The sequence below is a fragment of the Kitasatospora sp. NPDC098652 genome (genome assembly GCF_044760155.1).
GTDB lineage: Bacteria > Actinomycetota > Actinomycetes > Streptomycetales > Streptomycetaceae > Kitasatospora.
On record NZ_JBIWAQ010000002.1, the window covers coordinates 888,359 to 908,241 of the forward strand.

A 19,883-nucleotide genomic window follows, 5' to 3' on the forward strand; every position below is an offset into this window, starting at 1 on the left:
ACGCCCCCGCACAACACGTCAGACGAACGCGACACAGCAGCCGACCCTAGGGAGCCCGGACACCACCCCACCCCGCCACGCCGGGAACGCCGACGGCCGCTCCCCCGCGTGGCGGAGGAGCGGCCGTGACGAACAGCAGAGCGACCAGAGGTCAGCTCAGCATGCCTCAGATGCTCAGGGTCTGACCCGGGAAGATCAGGTCGGGGTTGCCACCGACGACCTTGGCGTTGTTCTTGTACAGGTCGTGCCAGTCCAGGCCCTGCGCGGCGGCGATGGAGCTCAGGGTGTCACCGGACTTGACGGTGTAGTTGCCCTTGGCCGGCTTGGCGTCGTTGGAGGTGTTCCAGGACTTGGAAGCGTTCGAGGACTTCGCGGCGTCCTGCTTCGACGGGGCGTCGGTCTTCGGCGCGGCGTCAGCCTTCGGCGCAGCGGCCTTCGGGGCGGCAGCCTTCGGCGCCACGTCGGCCTTCGGGGCGGCGGCCTTCGGGGCAGCGGCCTTCGGCGCGGGGGTCTGCGCCGGCTTGGCGGCGGAGGTGCCGGCCGAGGTGTCGACGGCGGCCGGGGCGCCGCCCTTGGTGAGGCCCGCCTTGACGGAGCAGACCGGCCAGGCGCCGGGGCCCTGCGAGGCGAGGACCTTCTCGGCGACCGCGATCTGCTGCGCCTTGCTGGCCTGGTTGGCCTGCGCGGCGTAGGCGGTGCCACCGAAGGCGGCCCAGGTGCTGGAGGTGAACTGCAGACCGCCGTAGAAACCGTTGCCGGTGTTGATGGCCCAGTTGCCGCCGCTCTCGCACTGGGCGACGGCGTCCCAGGTGGAGACGGGGGCGGCGGAGGCCGAGGTGGCCGTGACGAGGCCGGCCACCGGCAGGGCCGCGACAGCGGCGCCCGCCACGACGGCCATCCGAACGCGGTTGCGCTTGGTGGCGGCGGTGGTGGTGGCAGCGGCGTTCTCGTTACGGAAGGTCATGGGGTTCCTCTCGACAGCCCCGGGCGGGCATGCGGAACCAGACCCTGGGGAGGGCCGCGTTTCGCTTGCCGCGTCCGTCGGACGGCCGTGCACGTGTCGGACGTGCCGCTGCCGTCCTGGCCACCCAGCCGCTCGCCGGCGACCTGTTCGAGCGATCGCGTCGGCGGGCACCTGCCGCGCCCGGCCGGAGCCGGGGAGCGGTGCGTCGGGGGTGAACCCGGGTGGCGCTCGTTGCGCCGCCAAGAAAGCTAGGGGTCGGTCGGCGGGGAAACCAAAACACCACCGGTCTGCCCAGCTCAGCAAAGGGTTACCGGCGGTAATAGCCACACGTTCTTGCCCGGAATGTCCGCTTTGGCCATCGATTCCTAGATCAAACATCAAGTCGGCGTGACTCACCTCACCGCTTCATTCCGGCAGTCCTGTCACCGACATCGACAGATTGCGACCACGAGAACACGCGGCGCGGTCGGATCCGGGGCAATTCCCGTCAGCCTCGCCGGGCACCCGTGACGCCTGACACAAGGGCCCGTTGGGCATGGCGACCTCCCCATGCCCGCCCCCATGCCCCACCCCATGCCCGCCCCCGCGTCCGCCCCCGCGTCCGCCCCCGCGTCCGCCCCTGACCCCACCCGCACCCATCCGAGGAGAACCCGTGCCGCGCATGCTCGACGTCAGCGACGAGGTCCGGTCCGAGATCGGCGACGACGAGGCCGACCGCCTGCTCGGCGGCGACCGCGCCCCCGACAGCTACGAATGCACCTCCTGCCGCACCCCCGGCGACACCCACGTGGAGCCCACCAGCACCGTGCTGTTCGTCGGCGACGAGACGGCGGTCCTGGCCTTCGCCCACGCCCGATGCATCCCCTCCCAGGTGGTGCCGGTCGCCGAGGAGCAGCTGGTCGGCGCCGTCCGCAGCATCAACCAGTCGCAGCCCGCCGCCCCCGGCCTCACCGTCCCCGCCCCGGACCTCGCCCTCCCCGCACCGGCCACCCCCACCGCCCCCGCCGCGCAGCCGCCCGCCCCCGGCCAGGCCGCCATCCTCGGCATCACCTGCGGTCTCGTCCTGCACGGCAAGGTCGGCCATGCCTCCCTCGTGGTCGAGCCCACCGGCCCGGTCGGCCGGCCCGGCAGCACCTCCGGCGAGGACGAGTTCCTCGACCTGCTCCAGGACGCGGGCTTCCAGCCGGTCGCCGACCTCGACGAGACCCCGGAGCAACTGCCCGGCTGGTCGGTCCTGGTCGCCATGGGCAAGCTGCACGCGATCCTCCAGCCAGCCGCGGCCGGCGGCAGCACCGGCTGGTGGCAGGCCCACCAGCCGCTCCAGGTCACCGACGCCTGGCGGATGGCCGCCAGCCAGCTCTCCGAGGTGACCATGTACGCCGTCCCGGCCGGCATGGTCGGCCGCCAGCCCCGCGAGGACCTGCTGCGCCAGGCGCTGGAGCGGGCGGTCGCGCTGGGCCAGGTGGTCGCCGCCTCCCTCCCGCTCGCCGGCACCTGATCCCGCCGCCCGGCGCGCCGAGGCGGAGGGTGGGCGGAGGAGGACCGTCCGCCCCTCCTCCGCCCACCCGGTACGCCGAATCGGTACGCCGAACGCCCCCGCATCCCCACCGCCTCTCACTCGTTGGCCCCTACGTGTACAGCTACGACGTCTCCGCACCCGCCGGACGGTCGACCACCGCCCCCCGCTCGATCCCGGGCATGCGCCCGTCGTACGACGCGGAGCACCCGCACTCGACGACCCCGATCTACGACGAGCTGTACTCCGAGTACCGACGACTGTTCCGCGCCCTGCCCGGCGACCGCTCGGGCGAGGAGGACCTGAGGTTCACCGGCTTCGCGATCCGCGACGGCCACCTGCTGCTCGGCGAGCAGCGCCCGTACCCGTCGGCGCAGCAGCAGGCCTTCCACACCTACGCGGGCCAGCCGTCCGGCCTCCCCCAGTTCATGCCGGCGCAGTCGCACCACACTCCCCAGCAGCACACCACCCAGCACCACGCCCCCCAGCACCACGCCCCCCAGCACCACACCGCCCAGCACCACACCGCCCAGCACCACACCTCTCAGCACCACCCGCACGTCCACCCCCAGCACCAGCCGAACCCCCACGCGCACACCCACGCACCCCCCCACCCCGAGCCCACCGCCGCCATGGCCCCCGCCCCCACCACCGCCACCAGCGACGGCCACGGCCAGGGCTGGGTCGCCGCCGGCTACCTCGGCGCGGTCCAGCACACCGTGCCCGCCCCACCGCCGGCCCCGGCCCCGCTGCTCGGCACGGCCACCGGCCTCGCCACCGCCCCCGCCCCCGCCCCGACCGGCGGCCGCCACCGCCAGATGCTCTCGCTCCCCCCGGGCCGCACCGGCGATCACCGCTGAGACGGCGGCAGAAACGCCCGAGGGCCCCGCCACCACCGGTGACGGAGCCCTCCAGCTCATACAGCCCCAGCCACAGCCACAACTGCGGCCGCAGCCTCTACCTACTTCTTCTTGCGCTTCTCCCGCACCCGCACCGAGATCGAGATCGGCGTCCCGACGAAGCCGAACTCCTCCCGCAGACGACGCTCGATGAAGCGCCGGTACCCCGCCTCCAGGAAGCCCGAGGCGAACAGCACGAAGCGCGGCGGACGGATGCCCGCCTGGGTCCCGAACAGGATGCGCGGCTGCTTGCCGCCGCGGATCGGGTGCGGGTGGGCGGCGACCAGCTCGCCGAGGAAGGCGTTCAGGCGCGCGGTGGTGATGCGGGTCTCCCAGCCCTCCAGCGCGGTCTCGATCGCCGGGACGAGCTTCTCCATGTGCCGGCCGGTCTTGGCCGAGACGTTGACGCGCGGGGCCCACTGCACCTGGACGAGGTCGCGCTCGATCTCGCGCTCCAGGTAGTAGCGGCGCTCCTCGTCGAGCTGGTCCCACTTGTTGTAGGCGACGACGACGGCGCGCCCGGCCTCGACGGCCATCGAGATGATCCGGGTGTCCTGCTCGGCCAGGGTCTCGCTGGCGTCGATCAGGACGACCGCGACCTCGGCCTTCTCCAGGGCGGCGGAGGTGCGCAGCGAGGCGTAGAAGTCGGCGCCGGCGGTCAGGTGGACCCGGCGGCGGATACCGGCGGTGTCCACGAACTTCCAGGTCTTGCCGCCGAGTTCGATCATCTCGTCGACCGGGTCACGGGTGGTGCCGGCCAGCTCGTTGACGACCACCCGCTCCTCGCCGGCGACCTTGTTCAGCAGGCTGGACTTGCCGACGTTGGGCCGGCCGATCAGCGCGATCCGGCGCGGGCCGCCGGGGGCGGCGTCGCCGAAGGTCTGCGGCGGGGCCTCGGGCAGCGCGTCCATGACGGCGTCCAGCAGGTCGCCGGAGCCGCGGCCGTGCAGGGCGGAGACGGGGAACGGCTCGCCCAGGCCCAGCGACCACAGGTAGGCGGCCTCGGCCTCGGTGGACGGGCCGTCGACCTTGTTGGCGCACAGGACGGTCGGCTTGCCGGCCCGGCGGATGAGCTTGATCAGGGCCTCGTCGGTGTCGGTGGCGCCGACGGTGGCGTCCACGACGAACAGCACCGCGTCGGCCTGCTCGATGCCCAGCTCGGCCTGCGCGGCGACCATGGCGTCGATGCCGAGGACGTCGATCTCCCAGCCGCCGGTGTCGACCACCTTGAAGCGGCGGCCGTTCCAGCTGGCCTCGTAGGTGACCCGGTCGCGGGTGACGCCCGGCTTGTCCTCGACGACGGCCTCACGGCGGCCGATGATGCGGTTCACCAGGGTCGACTTGCCGACGTTCGGGCGGCCGACGACGGCCAGCACCGGCAGTCGGACGTGCTCGGCGCCGTCCTCGCCGTCGAAGCCGTCGAGGTCGAAGCCCTCCTCGGCCGCGAGGGCCAGGTACTCGGCGTAGTCGGCGGCGTCCAGCTCGCCGGGCCCGGCGGAGTGGTCTGCGGTCATGTTCGTCTGTTCCGTTTCCCGGCCCGGCCCTTCCCAGGGGCGTGCCGTGCGTACCTGCCCCGCTGGGGCAGCGCGATGGTTTCCTCCGCGGCGCCTGACGGCCCGCGGTTCGTTCGATGGTCGGCCGGACCGGCCGACCGGACCCCGGAGTCGCCAGGACTCACGAGGGTCGATCGGTCAGACCGACGAAAGTCCTGCCCGCTCCTCCACCAGCGCGGTGATCCGGCCGATCACCTGCTCCAGGGTGAGCTCGCTGGTGTCCACCAGCACCGCGTCCGCGGCCTGGGCCAGCGGCGCCGTCTCCCGGGAGGAGTCGGCGGCGTCGCGGCGCGCGAGGTCGGCGGCCATCGCGGTGATGGTCGCCTCGTCCACGCCCTTGGCCCGCAGCTCGGCCGCCCGGCGCGCGGCCCGGGCCGCCTCGGAGGCGGTCAGGAACACCTTGACGGTGGCCCGCGGGAACACCACGGTCCCCATGTCCCGGCCCTCGGCGACGATGCCGCGCTCGGCGACCTCGGCGCAGCCGCGCTGCAGCTCCACCAGCCGGGCCCGCACCGCCGGCACCGCGGAGACGGCACTGACGTGCGCCGTCACCTCGGGGCCCCGGATCGGGCCGGAGACGTCCTGACCGTCCACCGTGATGGTCGGCCCGTCGGCGTCCGTACCGGACACGATGACGGGCTTGCCGCACGCGACGGCCACCGCCTCCGGGTCGTCGACGTCCACGTCGTTGGCCAGCATCCACCAGGTCATCGCCCGGTACATGGCGCCGGTGTCCAGGAAGCTCAGGCCCAGCCGGGCGGCGACCGCCCGCGAGACGGTCGACTTGCCGGAGCCGGAGGGTCCGTCGATGGCGACGACGACCGGGGCGTGCGCTCGGTCGGCAGTGTCCACGGGGCCGAACCTCTCTCTGAGCATGCTGACGCATGGAAGCCGGCGCCTACGGGGGCGAGCGGCCGGGGATTTTCTCCCTCAAGGTTAATGGACCGCCGCCGAACCCCGTCCCAGCCAGGTCACCACCCCACCTCCGGGGCAATCACCACCCCACCTCCGGGGCGGTCACCACCCCGTTCCGGGCAGCACGTCCGCCGGCTCGGGCCCCTCCTGGAGCACCTCCAGCACCGCGTGCCCCAGCCGGGGCCGCAGGAAGTCGCCGTCCCGCTCGATCCCGAGCACCCCGCCGACCAGGACCATCGGCCGCTCGACGCCCAGGAGGTCCCAGACGAACGGCACCGCGGACAGGTGCGAGGGGAAGTCGTTCACCGCGAAGGCGTCCGGGTGGTACGAGGTGCCCGCCGCCTCCCGCCAGCCGAAGGTCTGCCGCAGCCGGGGGCCGTCCGGGGTCTGGGTGTGGGCGAAGAAGGCGGTGAGCCAGCCGGTCACCAGCGGGCCGCCGGACACCGACTCCCACTTGTACAGCGAGCGCCAGAAGCCCTCGTCCACCTGACCGCCCGCCGCCGTCGCCGCGATCTCCGCCAGCACCGGCCGAAGGCCGTCGAACCACGGCACCAGCCAGTCGAAGCGCTCCGCCAGCACGTCCACCCGGTCCGCGAGCAGTGCCCAGTCCCCGGCGGTGCCCTCCAGCCGGATCCGCGGGATGCCGCAGCGGGTCTCCCAGCGGAAGTCGTAGTAGGGGCTGACCACGTCCATCAGCGCGACCAGGGCCGAGGCCTCGTCGTCCGGAGTGGTGGTGGAGAAGGCCGGCCGGAACAGCTCGACCAGCTCCGCCCCGAGGGCCGCCGTCAGCGGCTCCCGGACCAGCCGGACCGACCGCGCCCAGTCGGCGTCCCCGCCCACCGGCGAGCCGCCCGGCACCAGCGAGTCGTCCCGCACGACGAGCACCCGCGAGCGGTCCGCCGCGCCGAACAGCGCCCGGTAGCGCGGCGGGTACATCCGTACGTGCACCGCGACCTCGTGCACCACCGCGTACCAGAGCACGTCCGGCGACAGGCTCAGCGGCAGGTGGTCGGCGAAGGCCGCGTGGGCGGCGCGCAGCAGCAGGCTCCAGGTCGGCTCGGGCTCGGCGGGCTCCGGGTCGAAGAACTCCGCCCGGACCGGCTGCGGGCGGGGCCGCTCGACCATCGCCGCCACACTGCGGTGGCGGACCAGGAAGTCCCCGCCCACTACCGCCCGCAGGAAGCGCTCGTTCCCGAGGTCCACCGGCTCGCCCGCGAACCCGTGCCGGGTCTCCCCCAGCGGCAACTCGATGATCACGCCCACTCCCCCTCCCCGTCTGCTCCCCGCACCGTCCGCTCCCCCCGCACCACCCCGACCCGGGCGCCGCCCAGATCGAACACCGCCACGACCCGGACACCGCCCGGGAGCGTCAGTCCCGGACGCTCCACCCGCCCGCGCGCAGCGCCGCCGTGAGCCGCTTGACCGCCATCGGCGCCACCGACAGCTGGACGAAGCCGACCTGCTGCCCGTCCGAGTGCTCGATCAGGACGTCCTCGATGTTGACCCCGGCCTCGCCGACCTCCCCGAACAGCCGGCCCAGCTCGCCCGGCTGGTCGCCGAGGACGACCGCGACGGTCTCGTACCGGGTGGGCGGGGCGCCGTGCTTGCCCGGGATCCGGGCCTGGCCGGTGTTGCCGCGCCGCATCACCGCCTCGATGCCCTCGGCACCAGCACGGCGCGTGCCCGCCTCCTCGGCCGCCAGGGCGCGCAGCGCGGTGACGGTCTCGCCGAGGTCGTTGGCGACCTCCGCGAGCACGTCGGCGACCGCGCCCGCGTTGGCGGACAGGATGTCGACCCACATCCCCGGGTTCGAGGCGGCGATCCGGGTCACGTCGCGCACGCCCTGGCCGGAGAGCCTTATGGCCGTCTCGTCGGCGTGCTCCAGCCGGGCCGCGACCAGTGAGGAGACCAGCTGCGGGGCGTGCGAGACCAGGGCCACGGCCCGGTCGTGGGCCTCGGCGTCCATCACGATCGGCACCGCGCCGCACAGCGCGACCAGTTCCAGCGCGGCATTGAGCGTGTCGGTGTCGGTGTCGGCGGTCGGGGTGAGCACCCAGGGGCGGCCCTCGAACAGGTCGGCGCGGGCGGCCAGCGGGCCGGAGCGCTCGCGGCCGGCCATCGGGTGGCTGCCGATGTAGTGGACGGTGTCCAGGCCCAGCGCGGCGATCTCGCTGCCCGGACCGGACTTCACGCTGGCCACGTCGGTGTACCAGTGCGCCAGGTTGCGGCGCTGGCAGTCCGCGAGGACCTTGCCGACCAGGGCCGGCGGGACGGCGATGATCGCCAGGTCGACCGGGCCCTCGGCCGGCTCGGTGGTGCCGGCGCCGAGCGACTCGGCGGTGCGGGCGGCGTCCGGGTCCGCGTCCTCCAGATGGACGGTCAGCCCGCGTGCGGCCAGGGCCAGGGCTGCGGAGGTGCCGATCAGTCCGGTGCCGACGACGACGGCAGTGCGCATGGCGGGTGGCTCTCCTCGATCACGGTTTCTCGACGGGACGGGTTCACACGGGCGGTGCTCGACGAACGGGTGCTGCGCAACGACGGGTGTTGCACAACGACGGACGGTGCGCAACGACGGACGGTGCTCGACCTCGGGCGGTGCTCAGCGGGTGCCGGAGGGCGCGACGAAGAGCCGGAGCCGACCGGGCGCGCCCGCGCCCCATCCTCCCACCCGACGACCCCCGCCGACCCCCGACCCCGCCAACGGCCACGCCCCGGCAACCAAAGCCCCCACCGACCGCCACGCCCCGGCAACCAACACACCCCGCACCCCGTCCCACCCAGTGCACACGCCGTGCCCCGGGAAATCCGGCGACGCCCGGCCCCCGGAGGGGCAGACTGGCCGCCCGGGGGACAGACGGGGCGAGCCGCGGCACACCGGACGGCCGGCCGGCAGGACGACCGGACGCGAACGAAGGGGATGCGCATGGACGATCAGCACAGCAGCCACACCGGGCCGTCGAAACGGCCGGCCACCGTACCGGCCCACCCGTCCGTCCTGGACGCCGTCGTGGTGTACGCCGAGGGCGCAGTGTGCCGGCGCCGGGCCACCGTTCCGGTCCCCCCGGGCGGTCGGCTGCGGCTGACCGGTCTGCCCGACTCGCTGCGCGCCGATTCGCTGCGCGCCCGGGTGCTCTCCGGCCCGGCCGGCACCACGGTGGTCGAGGCCCGCCTCGAAACCCTCGCCGAACTCCACGAGCCCGGTGAACTCACGCAGCTGCAGCGCGAGTTGGACGAGGCCTCGGAACGCCAGGGCGCCCTGACCGAGCGCCACCGGCTGGTCCTGGCCGCGATCGCCGAGACCGCCGCGCTGCGCGCCGTCCCGCCCCAGCGCCGCCCCGACGAGCCGCTGCGCCGCACCCCGGCGGACGCCTGGCTGGAGCTCGCCGACTTCGTCGACGACCGGCTGGCCCGCCTCCAGGAGCGCTCCGAGCAGCTCACCCGGGAGATCGAACTCGCCGACCACGAGCGCCAGTTGGCCGCCGACCGACTGGACCGGGCATCCACCGCCGACCGCACCGAGCCGGTCGGCACCACCGAAACCGTCCTGCTCACCCTCACCACCGGCGCAAGCACCCCAGCCCCCGACACCCCCCGAACCGCCCCCGAACCCGACACCCCCACCCCCGCTCCCACCCCCGCCCCCACCCCCGACCGGATCGAACTGGAGCTGGAGTACGGCGTCCCCACCGCCCGCTGGGTCCCCGCCTACCGCCTCAGCCACCGCACCGGCGCCGACACCGCCCACCTGGTCCTGCGCGCCGCCGTCGCCCAGCACACCGGCGAGGACTGGACGGGCGTCCGACTGGCCCTGTCCACCGCCGACCTCGACCGCCGCACCGACCTCCCCCGACTCGCCTCCCTGCGGATCGGCCGCAGCCAGCCCGCCCCGCCGCCCTCCGGCTGGCGCGAGCCCCCGGCCGGCCTGTCCGACCTCTTCACCGGCTACGACACGGCCACGGCCGACCGCCCCGACCGCCGTCCCCGCCGCCGCAACGTCCCGCTCCCGGTCCCACCCGGCGCGCCCAAGCCCGGCCCGCGCTTCTCCGCCCGGGTCGGCGGCGCCCGCCCGGCCGGCCCCCGCGCCGAGTTCCTCGCGGACGAGGCGGCGCCCGCCGGCCCGTCCGGCGGCGGCATGCTCAGCGTCCCGGAGCCGCCCCCCGCCCCGGCGCTCTCCGCACCCAGCGCCCCCGTACCCCCCGCCCCCGTGGCGCCGGGCTTCGCCGGCTACGGCGCCCCGCCCGCCCCCGGCGCCGCAGCCCCCGCCGCCGCCCCGATGCCGCAGGCCTTCGGCGGCGCCCCGCCGGCCGAGGCCCGCCGCGGCGCCCGCCGCCGCGGCGCGACCCCGCCGCCCGCCACCGGCTTCGTCCCGGCGGCCGACCTGCTCGACTACCCCGACCTCCAGCTGGCCGGCCCCGACGCCCCCGCCGACCGCCGCGGCACCCTGCGCCCCGCCCCGGCCCGGCTGGAGCACGACACCCGACAGCGGATCCACCCGGGCACCCGCCTGACCGGCCTCGCCCTCCCCCGCCACGCCGTCCCGCCCCGCGTCTCGGCCGGCTCCTTCGACCACCGCTTCGACGCCGCCGCCCGCGCCGACGTCCCCTCCGACGGCACCTGGCACACCGTCACGGTGGACGAGATCCCGCTCTCCGTCAGCCCCGAGTACGTCACCGTCCCGGCCGTCGAGGAGAAGGTGTACGCGACCCTGGTGCTCGCCAACCGCACCGACCGCGCCGTCCTGGCCGGCCCGGTCGAGGTCACCGTGGACGACGAGTTCCTGCTCACCGCCGCCCTGCCGACCCTCGCCCCGGGCGGCACCCGGAGCCTGGGCATCGGCGTCACCGAGAGCGTCGAGGTGGCGCGCCGCACCGAGCTGCGCGAGTCCGCCACCGGCATGCTGAAAGGCAACAGCACCGTGCTCGACCACCGGGTGCACGTCCAACTGGCGAACCGGCTCGGCCGCCCCGTCACGGTCGAGGTGCGCGAGCGCGTGCCGGTCGCCTCGGACGCCGAGATCCGGATCGAGGAGCGAGCGGACTGGCAGGCCCCGACCGTCCCCACCCCGGAGTACCCGGCCGGCACCCGGCTCTGGCGGGTCGAGCTGGCGCCGGGCGGCCGCACCGAGCTGGACGGCGGCTACCAGATCAAGATCCCGGCCGGAAAGGCCATCGTCGGCGGAAACCGGAGGAACTGACAGATGACCGAAGAGACCGCTCCCCTCCCAGTCCCCCTCCCCGTCCCTCCTTCCGTCGCCACCCCTCTCCCCCTCCCCGTCACCGCCGTCACCTGCCTGGAGGACCGCGCCCAGGTCGAGCGCTCGGTGACCGTCCACCTCACCGCGGGCGTCCAGCGGCTGCGGCTGGGCCCGCTCACGGCCCTCGCCGTGGACCGCACCCTGCGCGCCGAGTCCGCCACGCCCGGCACCCGGGTGCTGGAGGCCCGGCTGGTGCGCTCCTGGTCCCCGCGCGCGCCGCTGCCGCCCGGCCCGGCGGACTCCGCGCTGCGCCACCGGCTGCACGGGCTGGAGGCCGAGTACCGCCTCGCCGACCAGACCCGCGCCCGGCTGGAGGCCCGGCTCGCCCTGCTCGCCCAGCTGACCGCGGACCTGCTGCGCGAGGTCGGCGAGGGCGCCGGCGTCGGCGAGATCGAGCGCACCCGCTGGGCCCGCGAGCTGGACCGGGTGGACGCCGAGCGCGAGCGCCACGGCGAGGAGCTGCGCGCGACCCGGTCCCGGCTGCGCCGCCTGGACCAGGAGCGCTCCCAGGCCCTGCTGGCCCTGGACGAGGCCGAGGAGGAGCCCGCCGAGCTGCACGCCCACCTGGAGCTCACGGTCCAGGCCGAGCACCCGGGCCCGGCCGAGCTGACCGTCCACCACCTGGTGCCCTGCGCGCTGTGGCGCCCGTCGTACCGCGCCACCCTGGACGCCGGCAAGCTGCGCCTGGAGTCGGAGGCGGTGGTCTGGCAGCGCACCGGCGAGGACTGGACCGGCGCCCGGCTGACCTTCTCCACCGCCCGCTCCGCCCTGGCCACCGACCCGCCGGCGCTCACCGAGGACCGGCTGGTCCTGCGCGAACGCACCGACGAGGAGCGCCGCACGGTCGAGGTCGAGCTGCGCGAGGAGGAGGTCAGCACCCTGGGCCCGGACGCCGCCGTCCCCGGCCTGGACGACGGCGGCGAGGTCCGGGTGCTGCCCGCCCCCGCGCCGGCCACCGTCCCCTCCGACGGCCGCGCCCACCGGGTCCCGCTGGGCGCCTTCACCGGCCCGGCGAGCAGCGAGTTCGCCTGCGCCCCGGAGCTGTCCCCGCTGGTCACCCGGGTGGTCCGGTTCCGCAACGCGGCCGGGCACCCGCTGCTGGCCGGCCCGGTCGAGCTGGTCCGCGGCAGCGGCTTCACCGGCCGCGGCGAGCTGCGCTTCACCGCCGCGGGCGCCGACGCCGAGCTGTCCTTCGGCAGTACGGACGGCTACCGGGTGGTCCGCGAGACCGAGGAGCGCAGCGGCACCACCGCCCTGAGCGGCCGCCGGACCACCACCCGGACCGTCCGGCTGCACCTGTCCCGCTTCTCCGGCCCGGAGGAGCACGACGAGCAGCTGGTCACGGTCCGCGAGCGGGTGCCGGTCTCCGAGGTCGCCGAGGTCGAGGTGCGGCTGCGCAAGGAGGAGTGCTCCCCGGCACCGGACGCCTTCGACACCGAGGGCATCGTCCGCTGGGACGTCCCGCTCGGCCCGGGCGCCCGCCGCAGCCTCACCCTGGTGTACGAGGTGTCCGCCGCCGCCAAGGTGGCCGGGCTGTGACGCCGGAGCCCCGTGACGGCCGCTCAGAACCGGAAAGCGGGTAGAAAAGGAACATGATCCTCCATCTCGCCCCCCTGGACGACTGGCTGTCCGACCCCGGCCGCCCGTACACCACCGCGTCGTTGCTCACCGACGGGTTCATCCACTGCTCGGCGGACGAGCAGACGGCGCTCGCGGTGGCCAACACCTTCTTCGCCGACACCCCGGACCCGCTGATGGTGCTGCTGATCGACGAGGCACTGGTGGAGCCGATGGTCAAGTGGGAGGCCCCGCACGGCGCCCCACCGCCCGGCGCCACCCCCGGCGTGCTGTTCCCGCACATCTACGGGCGGCTGAACCGTTCCGCCGTGGTCGGCCTGGAGAAGGTCGAGCGTGGCCCGGACGGCCGCTGGGCCTCGCTCAGCCCCTGGAGCTGAGGGGCCGGCCGGAGCCCGTCACCCGGTCGACAGCCCACCCCGGCTCGACAGCCGCCCTGGCACACAGCCACCCCGGCTCACAGCCACCCCCGCTCCCGGGCCGCCATCCCGGCCTGGAAGCGGGTGGTGGCGCCCAGCGAGCGCATCAGGGCCTGCAACCGCCGCTGGGTGGTCCGGGCGCTCCAGCCCAGCGAGCGGGCGATCGACTCGTCGGTCAGCCCGGCGGCCAGCAGCCCCAGCAGCTTGCGGTGGTCGGCGTCCGGCTCCGGGGAGGCGTCCCCGGTGCCGATCGCGGCCTGCAACTGCACGGCCCGCTCCCACTCGGCCTCGAACAGCGTGTCCAGTGCCTGGAGCAGCGCCGAGGGGTGGATCACGTAGGCCGCGTCCAGCACGCTGTCGCCGACGCTGATCGGGATGATCGCCATCCGGTCGTCCGAGATGATCATCTTCATCGGCAGCGTCGGCCGCACCCGCGCCTCCTCGCCGTCCGCGACGCCGACCAGGATGTTCCGCTCCAGGCGGCCGGGCCAGGCCACCGCCTCCCGGTCGTAGATCGTCCGGAACCGCAGGCCCTCCCGCAGCCGCCGCCGCTGCAACGGCATCGCCGAAACCGGGTCCTGGATGTACGGCGGGCGGTCGAAGCCGCGGACCTGGTACTGGCTGGTCCCGGTAATGTGCTCCAGCCGCTGGGCGATCGCCTCACCGCCGGTCAGCACCTCCACCGAGTGCGCCGGGTCGGTGTACCGCGAGGCCTCCCGGAAGGCGTCCATCAGCCGGTGCATCTCGGCCCGGGCGCTGCGCAGTTCGGACTCCCGGTGGCCGATCAGGGTCCCTATCGCCACGTCCGGGGCGACCGGCAGGTAGCGCTCCCGGTCCACCGGGGCCCGGGTGGCCATCCCCTGCTGCGCCAACCGGTCCAGCGCCCGCACGCCCTGCTGGACCGTCAGGCCGCAGCTCTCGGCCAGCTCCGCCGCCGTGGACTGCGGGTTGGCGACCAGTGCCGCGTACACCTGCCCGTCCGGCTCGGCCAGTCCCAACGGGCCGAGCGCGTGTCCGGCGGACCGCCCCAGTGCTGCATCGGACACGACGCCGTCTCCCCCTGTTCGCTCCGGAACACCCCTGCGGCGCCCGTGCTGGCGCAGTCCCGCCACGCGGCGGGGCCGTGCTCCGGTGGCCATCCTCGGCCACGGATCATGGCGCTGACAAGGCCGTGACCAGCGGTTGCGTCCCGGCTCACACACACGCCGGAGGGCCCCCCGCCACCACGGGCGGGGGACCCTCCGACGAACAACGGCCGTACGGCCGGGGTCCTACAGGCCGACCTCACGCATCAGCTGGCCGACCTCGGGGTTGGTCAGGCGGCGCAGCCAGCCCGACTTCTGGTCGCCCAGGGCGATCGGACCGAAGTGGGTGCGCACCAGCTTCTCGACCGGGAAGCCGACCTCGGCCAGCATCCGGCGGACGATGTGCTTGCGACCCTCGTGCAGGGTCACCTCGACCAGGTAGTTCTTGCCGACGTTGGAGACCACCTTGAAGCTGTCCGCGCGGGCGTAGCCGTCCTCCAGCTCCACGCCCTTGGCCAGCTGCTTGCCCAGGTCACGCGGGATCGGGCCCTGGATGGCGGCCAGGTAGGTCTTGGTCACGCCGTACTTCGGGTGGGTGAGGCGGTGGGCCAGCTCGCCGTGGTTGGTGAGCAGGATGATGCCCTCGGTCTCGGTGTCCAGCCGGCCGACGTGGAACAGCCGGGTCTCCCGGTTGGTCACGTAGTCGCCCAGGCACTGGCGGCCGTCCGGGTCCTCCATGGTGGAGACCACGCCGGCCGGCTTGTTGAGCGCGAAGAACAGGTAGGACTGGGTGGCGACGGTCAGGCCGTCGACCTTGATCTCGTCCTTCTCCGGGTCGACCCGCTTGCCCTGCTCGGTGACCTGCTTGCCGTTGACCGCGACCCGACCCTGCTCGATCAGCTCCTCGCAGGCGCGCCGGCTGCCGACGCCGGCCCGGGCCAGCACCTTCTGCAGGCGCTCGCCCTCGGGCTCGCCGAAGGTCTTGGGCAGCTTGACGGCCGGCTTGTCGTGCCGGGCCAGCACGGCGTCCTCGATCTTGGCCTGGAGCTCGCGCGAGCGCTGCGGCTGGCGGCGCGGGTCGCCCGGGGCGCCCTGGCCCTCCCGGCGCGGGCGCGGGGCCGGGCCGGGACGCCGACCGGTGAAGCCGCCGCGGGCCGGGGTGGCGTTCGGGCCGCCACCGAACTCAGGACGGTCGTACCTGCGCTCCTCGGGCCGCAGCGGGCGGTCCGGGAAGCGGCGGTCGTCGCGCCGGTCGTCCCGACGGCCGCCGTCGCGCCCGTACGAACCGCCGCGCGAGCCCGAGCCGGAACCCGAGCCGCCGCCGTACGAACCGCCGCGCGAGCCGGAGCCCGAGCCGCCGCCGTACGAACCGCCGCGCGAGCCGGAGCCCGAGCCGCCGCCGTACGAGCCACCGCGCGAGCCGGAGCCCGAGCCGCCGCCGTACGAGCCACCGCCGTAGGAGCCCCCGCCGTACGAGCCGCCGCGCGAACCCGAGCCCGAACCCGAGCCCGACCCGCCGCGACCGCCACCGCTGCCGCCGCCGTAGGAGCCGCCCCGACCCCCGCCCTGTCCGCCGCGACCGCTACCGCCGCCGCTGCCGTTCCTGCCGTTGCCACTGCTACGCATCAAAGTGTCCGTACGTCGTTCCGTCTGGGATGTGCGGTCGTCTCGGCCGACCTCACCTCCCCCTACCGATCAGGCGTTGCCCGATCGGCCTCGCCACTGCCGTCCGCGGCCTGCGCGGCAGCGGCGGAGACCGCCTCCGCGATCATCGTGCCCTCCAGGGACTCCGCTTCCACGTCGTCGACCTCGGGCAGGAAGGGAGCAAGCTCCGGCAGCTCGTCCAAGCCGCGGAGCCCCATCCGTTCCAGGAAGTAGTTCGTCGTCCGATACAGGATCGCACCTGTTTCGGGCTCGGATCCGGCCTCTTCCACCAGTCCTCGCTGTACCAGGGTACGCATCACGCCGTCACAGTTCACACCGCGGACGGCGGAAACCCGCGATCTGGACACCGGCTGCCGGTAGGCGACCACCGCCAGGGTCTCCAGCGCGGCCTGGGTGAGCCGGGCCTGCTGGCCGTCCAGCAGGAAGCGGTCGACCGCCTCGGAGCAGGTCTCCCGGCTGTAGAACCGCCAGCCGCCGGCCACCAGCCGCAGGTCGAAGCCGCGCCCCTGGGCGGTGTACTCGGCGGCCAGACCGCGCAGTGCCGCGGCCACCTCGGCCCTCGACCGCTCCAGCACCCCGGCCAGCCGCTCCTCGCCGACCGGCTCGTCGACGACCATCAGGATCGCCTCCAGCTCGGCCCGCAGCCCCGGCCCGACCGGCCCGGGCCCGAGCGGATCCGCCCCGACCGCATCCGCCGCAATCGAATCCGCTCCGACCGCATCCGTTCCGGCCGCATCCCTTTCGGCCGCATCCGTTCCGACCGAATCCGGCGCACCGGAAGTCGACGGGGCCGACTTCTGGTGCACCACCCGGGGCTCGCCGTCCCCCGGCTCCGGAGCAACCACCGGAGCAGCCACCGGCGCCACCATCGGCTCCGGCAGCAGCACGAAAGCCGGCTCCAGCCACTCCTCCGCCCGCGGCTGCCCCGGCAGCCCGAGCGGGCGCCGCACCGGCCGCCCGCCGTCCTTCCCGCCGTCCTGCCCGCCGCTCATCGCCGCCCGTCCTTCTCCTCGGCCCGCTCCGCACCACCGGCGGGCCGGTCGAACTCGTCCGTCACCTCCACCGGGCCCCGGCCCTCCTCGGCCACCCAGCGCACCCGCAGCTCCCCGAGCGCCTCCGGCTGCTCGAAGTCCAGCGCCCGCTCCCGGTACAGCTCCAGCAGCGCCAGGAACCGGGCGACCACCACCAGGGTGTCCGGCGCGTCCGCGACCAGCTGCTGGAAGGAGGCCTCGCCGAGCTCGGTGAGCAGCCCGACCACCAGCGCGGCCTGCTCGCGCACGCTGACCGGCGGGGTGTGGATGTGGTCCACGTACACCACCGGTTTCGGCTTGGGCTCCATCGCCTTGGCCGCCAGCTGGGCGAGCCGCTCCGCGCCGACGGTGATGACCACCTCGGGCAGCAGCTCCGCGTGCCGGGGCTCCAGCCCGACGGTCCGGGGGCGGCGCAGCAGCTCGGCCGCCCAGCGCTCGCCGAACACGGCCGCCGCCCGCTTGTACGCCCGGTACTGCAACAGCCGCGCGAACAGCAGGTCACGCGCCTCCAGCAGGGCCAGGTCCGCCTCGTCCTCGACCTCGGCCACCGGCAGCAGCCGGGCGGCCTTGAGGTCGAGCAGGGTGGCGGCCACCACCAGGAACTCGGTCGCCGCGTCCAGGTCCCAGTCCGGGCCCATCGCCCGGATGTGCGCCAGGAACTCGTCCGTCACGGTGGCCAGTGCCACCTCGGTGACGTCCAGCTTGTGCTTGGCGATCAGGCCGAGCAGCAGGTCGAAGGGGCCCTCGAAGTTGTCCAGCCGCACCCGGAAGCCGCCCCGGGACTCCTCCTCGGTGGCGTTCACGGCGCTGGCGGCTGGTTCGGCGGTGCTCGGCATGGCGGTCCATCTTCACCCGCCCGCACCGGCCGTCCGGCCACGGGGCCCACCGACACGCCGCCGGCACGCCGCCGACCGGCCCGCCACGGACCCGCGGCACGCCGCCACCGGCGGCCAGCAGACGGGCCCTAGCGGCCGCGCAGCCGCCGGACCAGGATCGAGGCCTCACCGCGCTGTTCCAGGTCCGCCAGGACGACCGCGATGGCCTCCCGGACGATCCGCCCGCGGTCCACGGCCAGGCCGTGCTCGCCGCGCAGCACCAGCCGGGTGTGCTCCAGGTCCATGAGCTCCTCGGCGGACACGTACACGGTGATCTTCTCGTCGTGCCGCTCACGCCCGCTCGGGCGGCGCGGCGCCCGGCCGCGCGGCCGGGCGCGTCCGGCGGCGCCGGCCTGCTCCTCGGCGGCGCCGGCGTGGGAGCGGCCCGCCGGTGCGGGCGCGGTGCCGCGGCCGCCGGGCACGGTGGCCGCGGCCGGTGCGGCGCCCTGGCCCCCGGCGGCCCGCTGGACGGGCGGCTGGCCGGGCGGCGGCACCGCGGCGGCGGGCTGCTGCTCCTGGGGCGCCTGCCGGTCGTCCTGGGGCCCCTGGGCGGCCTCGGGGCCCTCGGTGCCGTTGACGGGCCGCGCGGTCTCCGGTCTGGATGCCTCGGCGGCCGGACGCGGGGCGAGGGACGGCGACAGCGCCATCCCGCCGGTGGTCCGGAACAGCTCGTCGGCACCCGGGAGACTCACTCGGCGGGGCGGCACCGGTCGAGCACCTCCCTGGCGAGCTGGCGGTAGGCGGCGGCCCCGACCGAGTTGGTGGCGTAGGTCGTGATCGGCTCGCCGGCGACGGTGGTCTCCGGGAAGCGCACGGTCCGCCCGATGACGGTGTGGAAGACGTGCTCGCCGAACGCCTCGACGACCCGCGCCAGCACCTCGCGGCTGTGCACGGTGCGCGAGTCGTACATGGTCGCGAGGATGCCGTCCAGGCGCAGCTCGGGGTTGAGCCGCTCGCACACCTTCTCGATGGTCTCGGTCAGCAGCGCGACGCCGCGCAGTGCGAAGAACTCGCACTCCAGCGGGACGATGACGCTGTGAGCGGCCGTCAGCGCATTGACCGTCAGCAGGCCCAGCGAGGGCTGGCAGTCGATGATGACGTAGTCGTAGTCCGGCAGCAGCGGCTTGAGGGCGCGCGCCAGCGCGGACTCCCGGGCCACCTCGCTGACCAGCTGCACCTCGGCGGCGGAGAGGTCGATGTTGGAGGGCAGCAGGTCCATGCCCGGGACGGCGGTCTTGAGCAGCACCTCATCGGCCGTCAGGCCCCGCTCCATGAGCAGGTTGTAGACGGTGACGTCGAGCTCCATCGGGTTGACGCCGAGGCCGACCGAGAGCGCGCCCTGCGGGTCGAAGTCGACGAGCAGCACCCGGCGGCCGTACTCGGCCAGCGCCGCGCCCAGGTTGATGGTCGACGTGGTCTTGCCGACGCCGCCCTTCTGGTTGCACATGGCGATGATCTGGGCGGGGCCGTGCTCGGCGACCGGCGCGGGGATCGGGAAGTACGGCAGCGGACGGCCGGTCGGGCCGACCCGCTCGCGGCGCTGGCGCGCGGCGTCGGGGGCCAGCGTGGCGGCGTACTCCGGGTCCGGCTCGTACTCGGCGTCCGGGTCGTCGTAGGCGCCGTAGGCGAACTCGCCGTAGGCCAGGCCGTAGGCCGCCAAGTCGGCGTCGTGATCGGTCACCGTGGTCACCTGTGCTGTGTTCTGGCGTGCTTCGAAGGTGCGGAGTGCGACCGAGCCGACCTCGGCCGAGCCCACGGATGCCTGCCGGGCCCCGGGCTCCTCACTCGGCTGGCCGGCGGTGAGCTCCGCCAGTCCTGGCTGACCACCCCCGGGAGCAATTGTCGACTCATTCACAAGTCGTCTTACCTCCTTGGGGATCCAGGACTCTATGTCGATTCGTCAGCGTGGCAGCATGCCGACGGTTTGCGACTCTAGGCCGTTCAAGGCGTTCGCAGCAACACAATCCACGGTAGTGGGCACGATGTGTCGACTATCGGGCGGGCTGCTGTCAAGGGATGAGCAGGCCCATGACCCTAACGTTTCTGCGGGACGCCGAGGGTCGGGTGACACCACCGACGGAAATTGACGACAGAGCGACCCGCCCGGTCCACCCGCTGTTCACGGGCACGCGGAAGCCCCCGACCCGAGGGCATCGGGTCGGGGGCGAACGACCGCCGCGCGGTCAGGGGGT

16 protein-coding genes are annotated in these 19,883 nt (G+C 74.7%); 5 read left to right on the forward strand and 11 right to left on the reverse strand.

Annotated features, from left to right (window positions below; all coding sequences use genetic code 11):
• Positions 1-166: 166 nt before the first annotated feature.
• Entirely contained in the window at positions 167-964 is a 798-nt protein-coding gene (locus tag ACIQWA_RS07960) for a transglycosylase family protein (RefSeq protein WP_402479596.1), read from the reverse strand.
• Between the two features lie 661 nt (positions 965-1,625).
• Here ACIQWA_RS07960 and ACIQWA_RS07965 point away from each other — a divergent pair.
• Positions 1,626-2,462 carry a hypothetical protein gene (locus ACIQWA_RS07965; RefSeq protein ID WP_402479732.1) on the forward strand — a complete coding sequence of 279 codons (837 nt, stop codon included), beginning with the start codon at positions 1,626-1,628 and terminating at the stop codon, positions 2,460-2,462.
• Between the two features lie 134 nt (positions 2,463-2,596).
• Complete coding sequence (locus ACIQWA_RS07970; protein ID WP_402479599.1) at positions 2,597-3,340, forward strand: hypothetical protein; 744 nt, start codon at positions 2,597-2,599, stop codon at positions 3,338-3,340.
• A 101-nt stretch (positions 3,341-3,441) separates the two neighbouring features.
• Here ACIQWA_RS07970 and der read toward each other — a convergent pair whose 3' ends face one another.
• From der to ACIQWA_RS07990, 4 genes are all read right to left on the reverse strand, one after another.
• Positions 3,442-4,893: a ribosome biogenesis GTPase Der gene (gene der / locus ACIQWA_RS07975; protein WP_360238439.1), complete on the reverse strand. Its 1,452-nt coding sequence runs from the start codon at positions 4,891-4,893 to the stop codon at positions 3,442-3,444.
• A gap of 177 nt (positions 4,894-5,070) precedes the next feature.
• Complete coding sequence (gene cmk / locus ACIQWA_RS07980) at positions 5,071-5,808, reverse strand: (d)CMP kinase (RefSeq protein WP_402479601.1); 738 nt, start codon at positions 5,806-5,808, stop codon at positions 5,071-5,073.
• A gap of 141 nt (positions 5,809-5,949) precedes the next feature.
• Positions 5,950-7,104: a DUF4419 domain-containing protein gene (locus ACIQWA_RS07985; protein WP_402479603.1), complete on the reverse strand. Its 1,155-nt coding sequence runs from the start codon at positions 7,102-7,104 to the stop codon at positions 5,950-5,952.
• 112 nt (positions 7,105-7,216) lie between these two features.
• A complete protein-coding gene (locus ACIQWA_RS07990; RefSeq protein ID WP_402479606.1) occupies positions 7,217-8,302 on the reverse strand; it encodes a prephenate dehydrogenase in 1,086 nt (361 codons plus the stop codon).
• Between the two features lie 468 nt (positions 8,303-8,770).
• Between ACIQWA_RS07990 and ACIQWA_RS07995 the strand changes: the two genes are divergently transcribed.
• From ACIQWA_RS07995 to ACIQWA_RS08005, 3 genes are read left to right on the forward strand one after another with little or no spacing between them, the layout of a single operon-like run.
• The gene (locus ACIQWA_RS07995; protein ID WP_402479609.1) at positions 8,771-11,041 is read left to right on the forward strand and encodes a DUF4139 domain-containing protein; all 2,271 of its coding nucleotides are present in this window, start codon (positions 8,771-8,773) and stop codon (positions 11,039-11,041) included.
• Positions 11,042-11,044: 3 nt separating this feature from the next.
• Positions 11,045-12,640 (forward strand): DUF4139 domain-containing protein, encoded by a 1,596-nt coding sequence (locus ACIQWA_RS08000; RefSeq protein WP_402479611.1) that lies wholly within the window; start codon positions 11,045-11,047, stop codon positions 12,638-12,640.
• Between the two features lie 53 nt (positions 12,641-12,693).
• Positions 12,694-13,056, forward strand: coding sequence for a DUF952 domain-containing protein (locus ACIQWA_RS08005; RefSeq protein WP_360238453.1), 363 nt, complete (start codon positions 12,694-12,696; stop codon positions 13,054-13,056).
• A 77-nt stretch (positions 13,057-13,133) separates the two neighbouring features.
• Here the strand turns inward: ACIQWA_RS08005 and ACIQWA_RS08010 are convergent, their stop codons facing one another.
• The 6 genes from ACIQWA_RS08010 to ACIQWA_RS08035 form a co-directional block, all read right to left on the reverse strand.
• Complete coding sequence (locus tag ACIQWA_RS08010; protein ID WP_360238455.1) at positions 13,134-14,141, reverse strand: helix-turn-helix domain-containing protein; 1,008 nt, start codon at positions 14,139-14,141, stop codon at positions 13,134-13,136.
• A gap of 225 nt (positions 14,142-14,366) precedes the next feature.
• Positions 14,367-15,746 (reverse strand): pseudouridine synthase, encoded by a 1,380-nt coding sequence (locus tag ACIQWA_RS08015; protein ID WP_402479614.1) that lies wholly within the window; start codon positions 15,744-15,746, stop codon positions 14,367-14,369.
• 62 nt (positions 15,747-15,808) lie between these two features.
• Entirely contained in the window at positions 15,809-16,429 is a 621-nt protein-coding gene (gene scpB, locus ACIQWA_RS08020) for an SMC-Scp complex subunit ScpB (RefSeq protein ID WP_360238493.1), read from the reverse strand.
• A gap of 344 nt (positions 16,430-16,773) precedes the next feature.
• Positions 16,774-17,652, reverse strand: coding sequence for a segregation and condensation protein A (locus ACIQWA_RS08025; RefSeq protein WP_402479616.1), 879 nt, complete (start codon positions 17,650-17,652; stop codon positions 16,774-16,776).
• A 128-nt stretch (positions 17,653-17,780) separates the two neighbouring features.
• Entirely contained in the window at positions 17,781-18,383 is a 603-nt protein-coding gene (locus ACIQWA_RS08030; protein ID WP_360238461.1) for a hypothetical protein, read from the reverse strand.
• On the reverse strand, positions 18,380-19,447 hold the full coding sequence (locus ACIQWA_RS08035; protein ID WP_030245868.1) for a ParA family protein: 1,068 nt from the start codon (positions 19,445-19,447) through the stop codon (positions 18,380-18,382). Before ACIQWA_RS08035 ends, ACIQWA_RS08030 begins: the two co-directional genes overlap by 4 nt.
• Positions 19,448-19,883 lie beyond the last annotated feature (436 nt).

Bases quoted from the DNA above. Each gene is read 5' to 3' on its own strand.
- ACIQWA_RS07990 (WP_402479606.1), bottom strand. From the start codon at position 8,302: ATGCGCACTGCCGTCGTCGTCGGCACCGGACTGATCGGCACCTCCGCA.
- ACIQWA_RS07995 (WP_402479609.1), top strand. From the start codon at position 8,771: ATGGACGATCAGCACAGCAGCCACACCGGGCCGTCGAAACGGCCGGCC.
- ACIQWA_RS08000 (WP_402479611.1), top strand. From the start codon at position 11,045: ATGACCGAAGAGACCGCTCCCCTCCCAGTCCCCCTCCCCGTCCCTCCT.
- ACIQWA_RS08015 (WP_402479614.1), bottom strand. From the start codon at position 15,746: ATGCGTAGCAGTGGCAACGGCAGGAACGGCAGCGGCGGCGGTAGCGGT.
- ACIQWA_RS08005 (WP_360238453.1), top strand. From the start codon at position 12,694: ATGATCCTCCATCTCGCCCCCCTGGACGACTGGCTGTCCGACCCCGGC.
- ACIQWA_RS07965 (WP_402479732.1), top strand. From the start codon at position 1,626: ATGCTCGACGTCAGCGACGAGGTCCGGTCCGAGATCGGCGACGACGAG.
- ACIQWA_RS07960 (WP_402479596.1), bottom strand. From the start codon at position 964: ATGACCTTCCGTAACGAGAACGCCGCTGCCACCACCACCGCCGCCACC.
- der (WP_360238439.1), bottom strand. From the start codon at position 4,893: ATGACCGCAGACCACTCCGCCGGGCCCGGCGAGCTGGACGCCGCCGAC.
- cmk (WP_402479601.1), bottom strand. From the start codon at position 5,808: ATGCTCAGAGAGAGGTTCGGCCCCGTGGACACTGCCGACCGAGCGCAC.
- ACIQWA_RS08025 (WP_402479616.1), bottom strand. From the start codon at position 17,652: ATGCCGAGCACCGCCGAACCAGCCGCCAGCGCCGTGAACGCCACCGAG.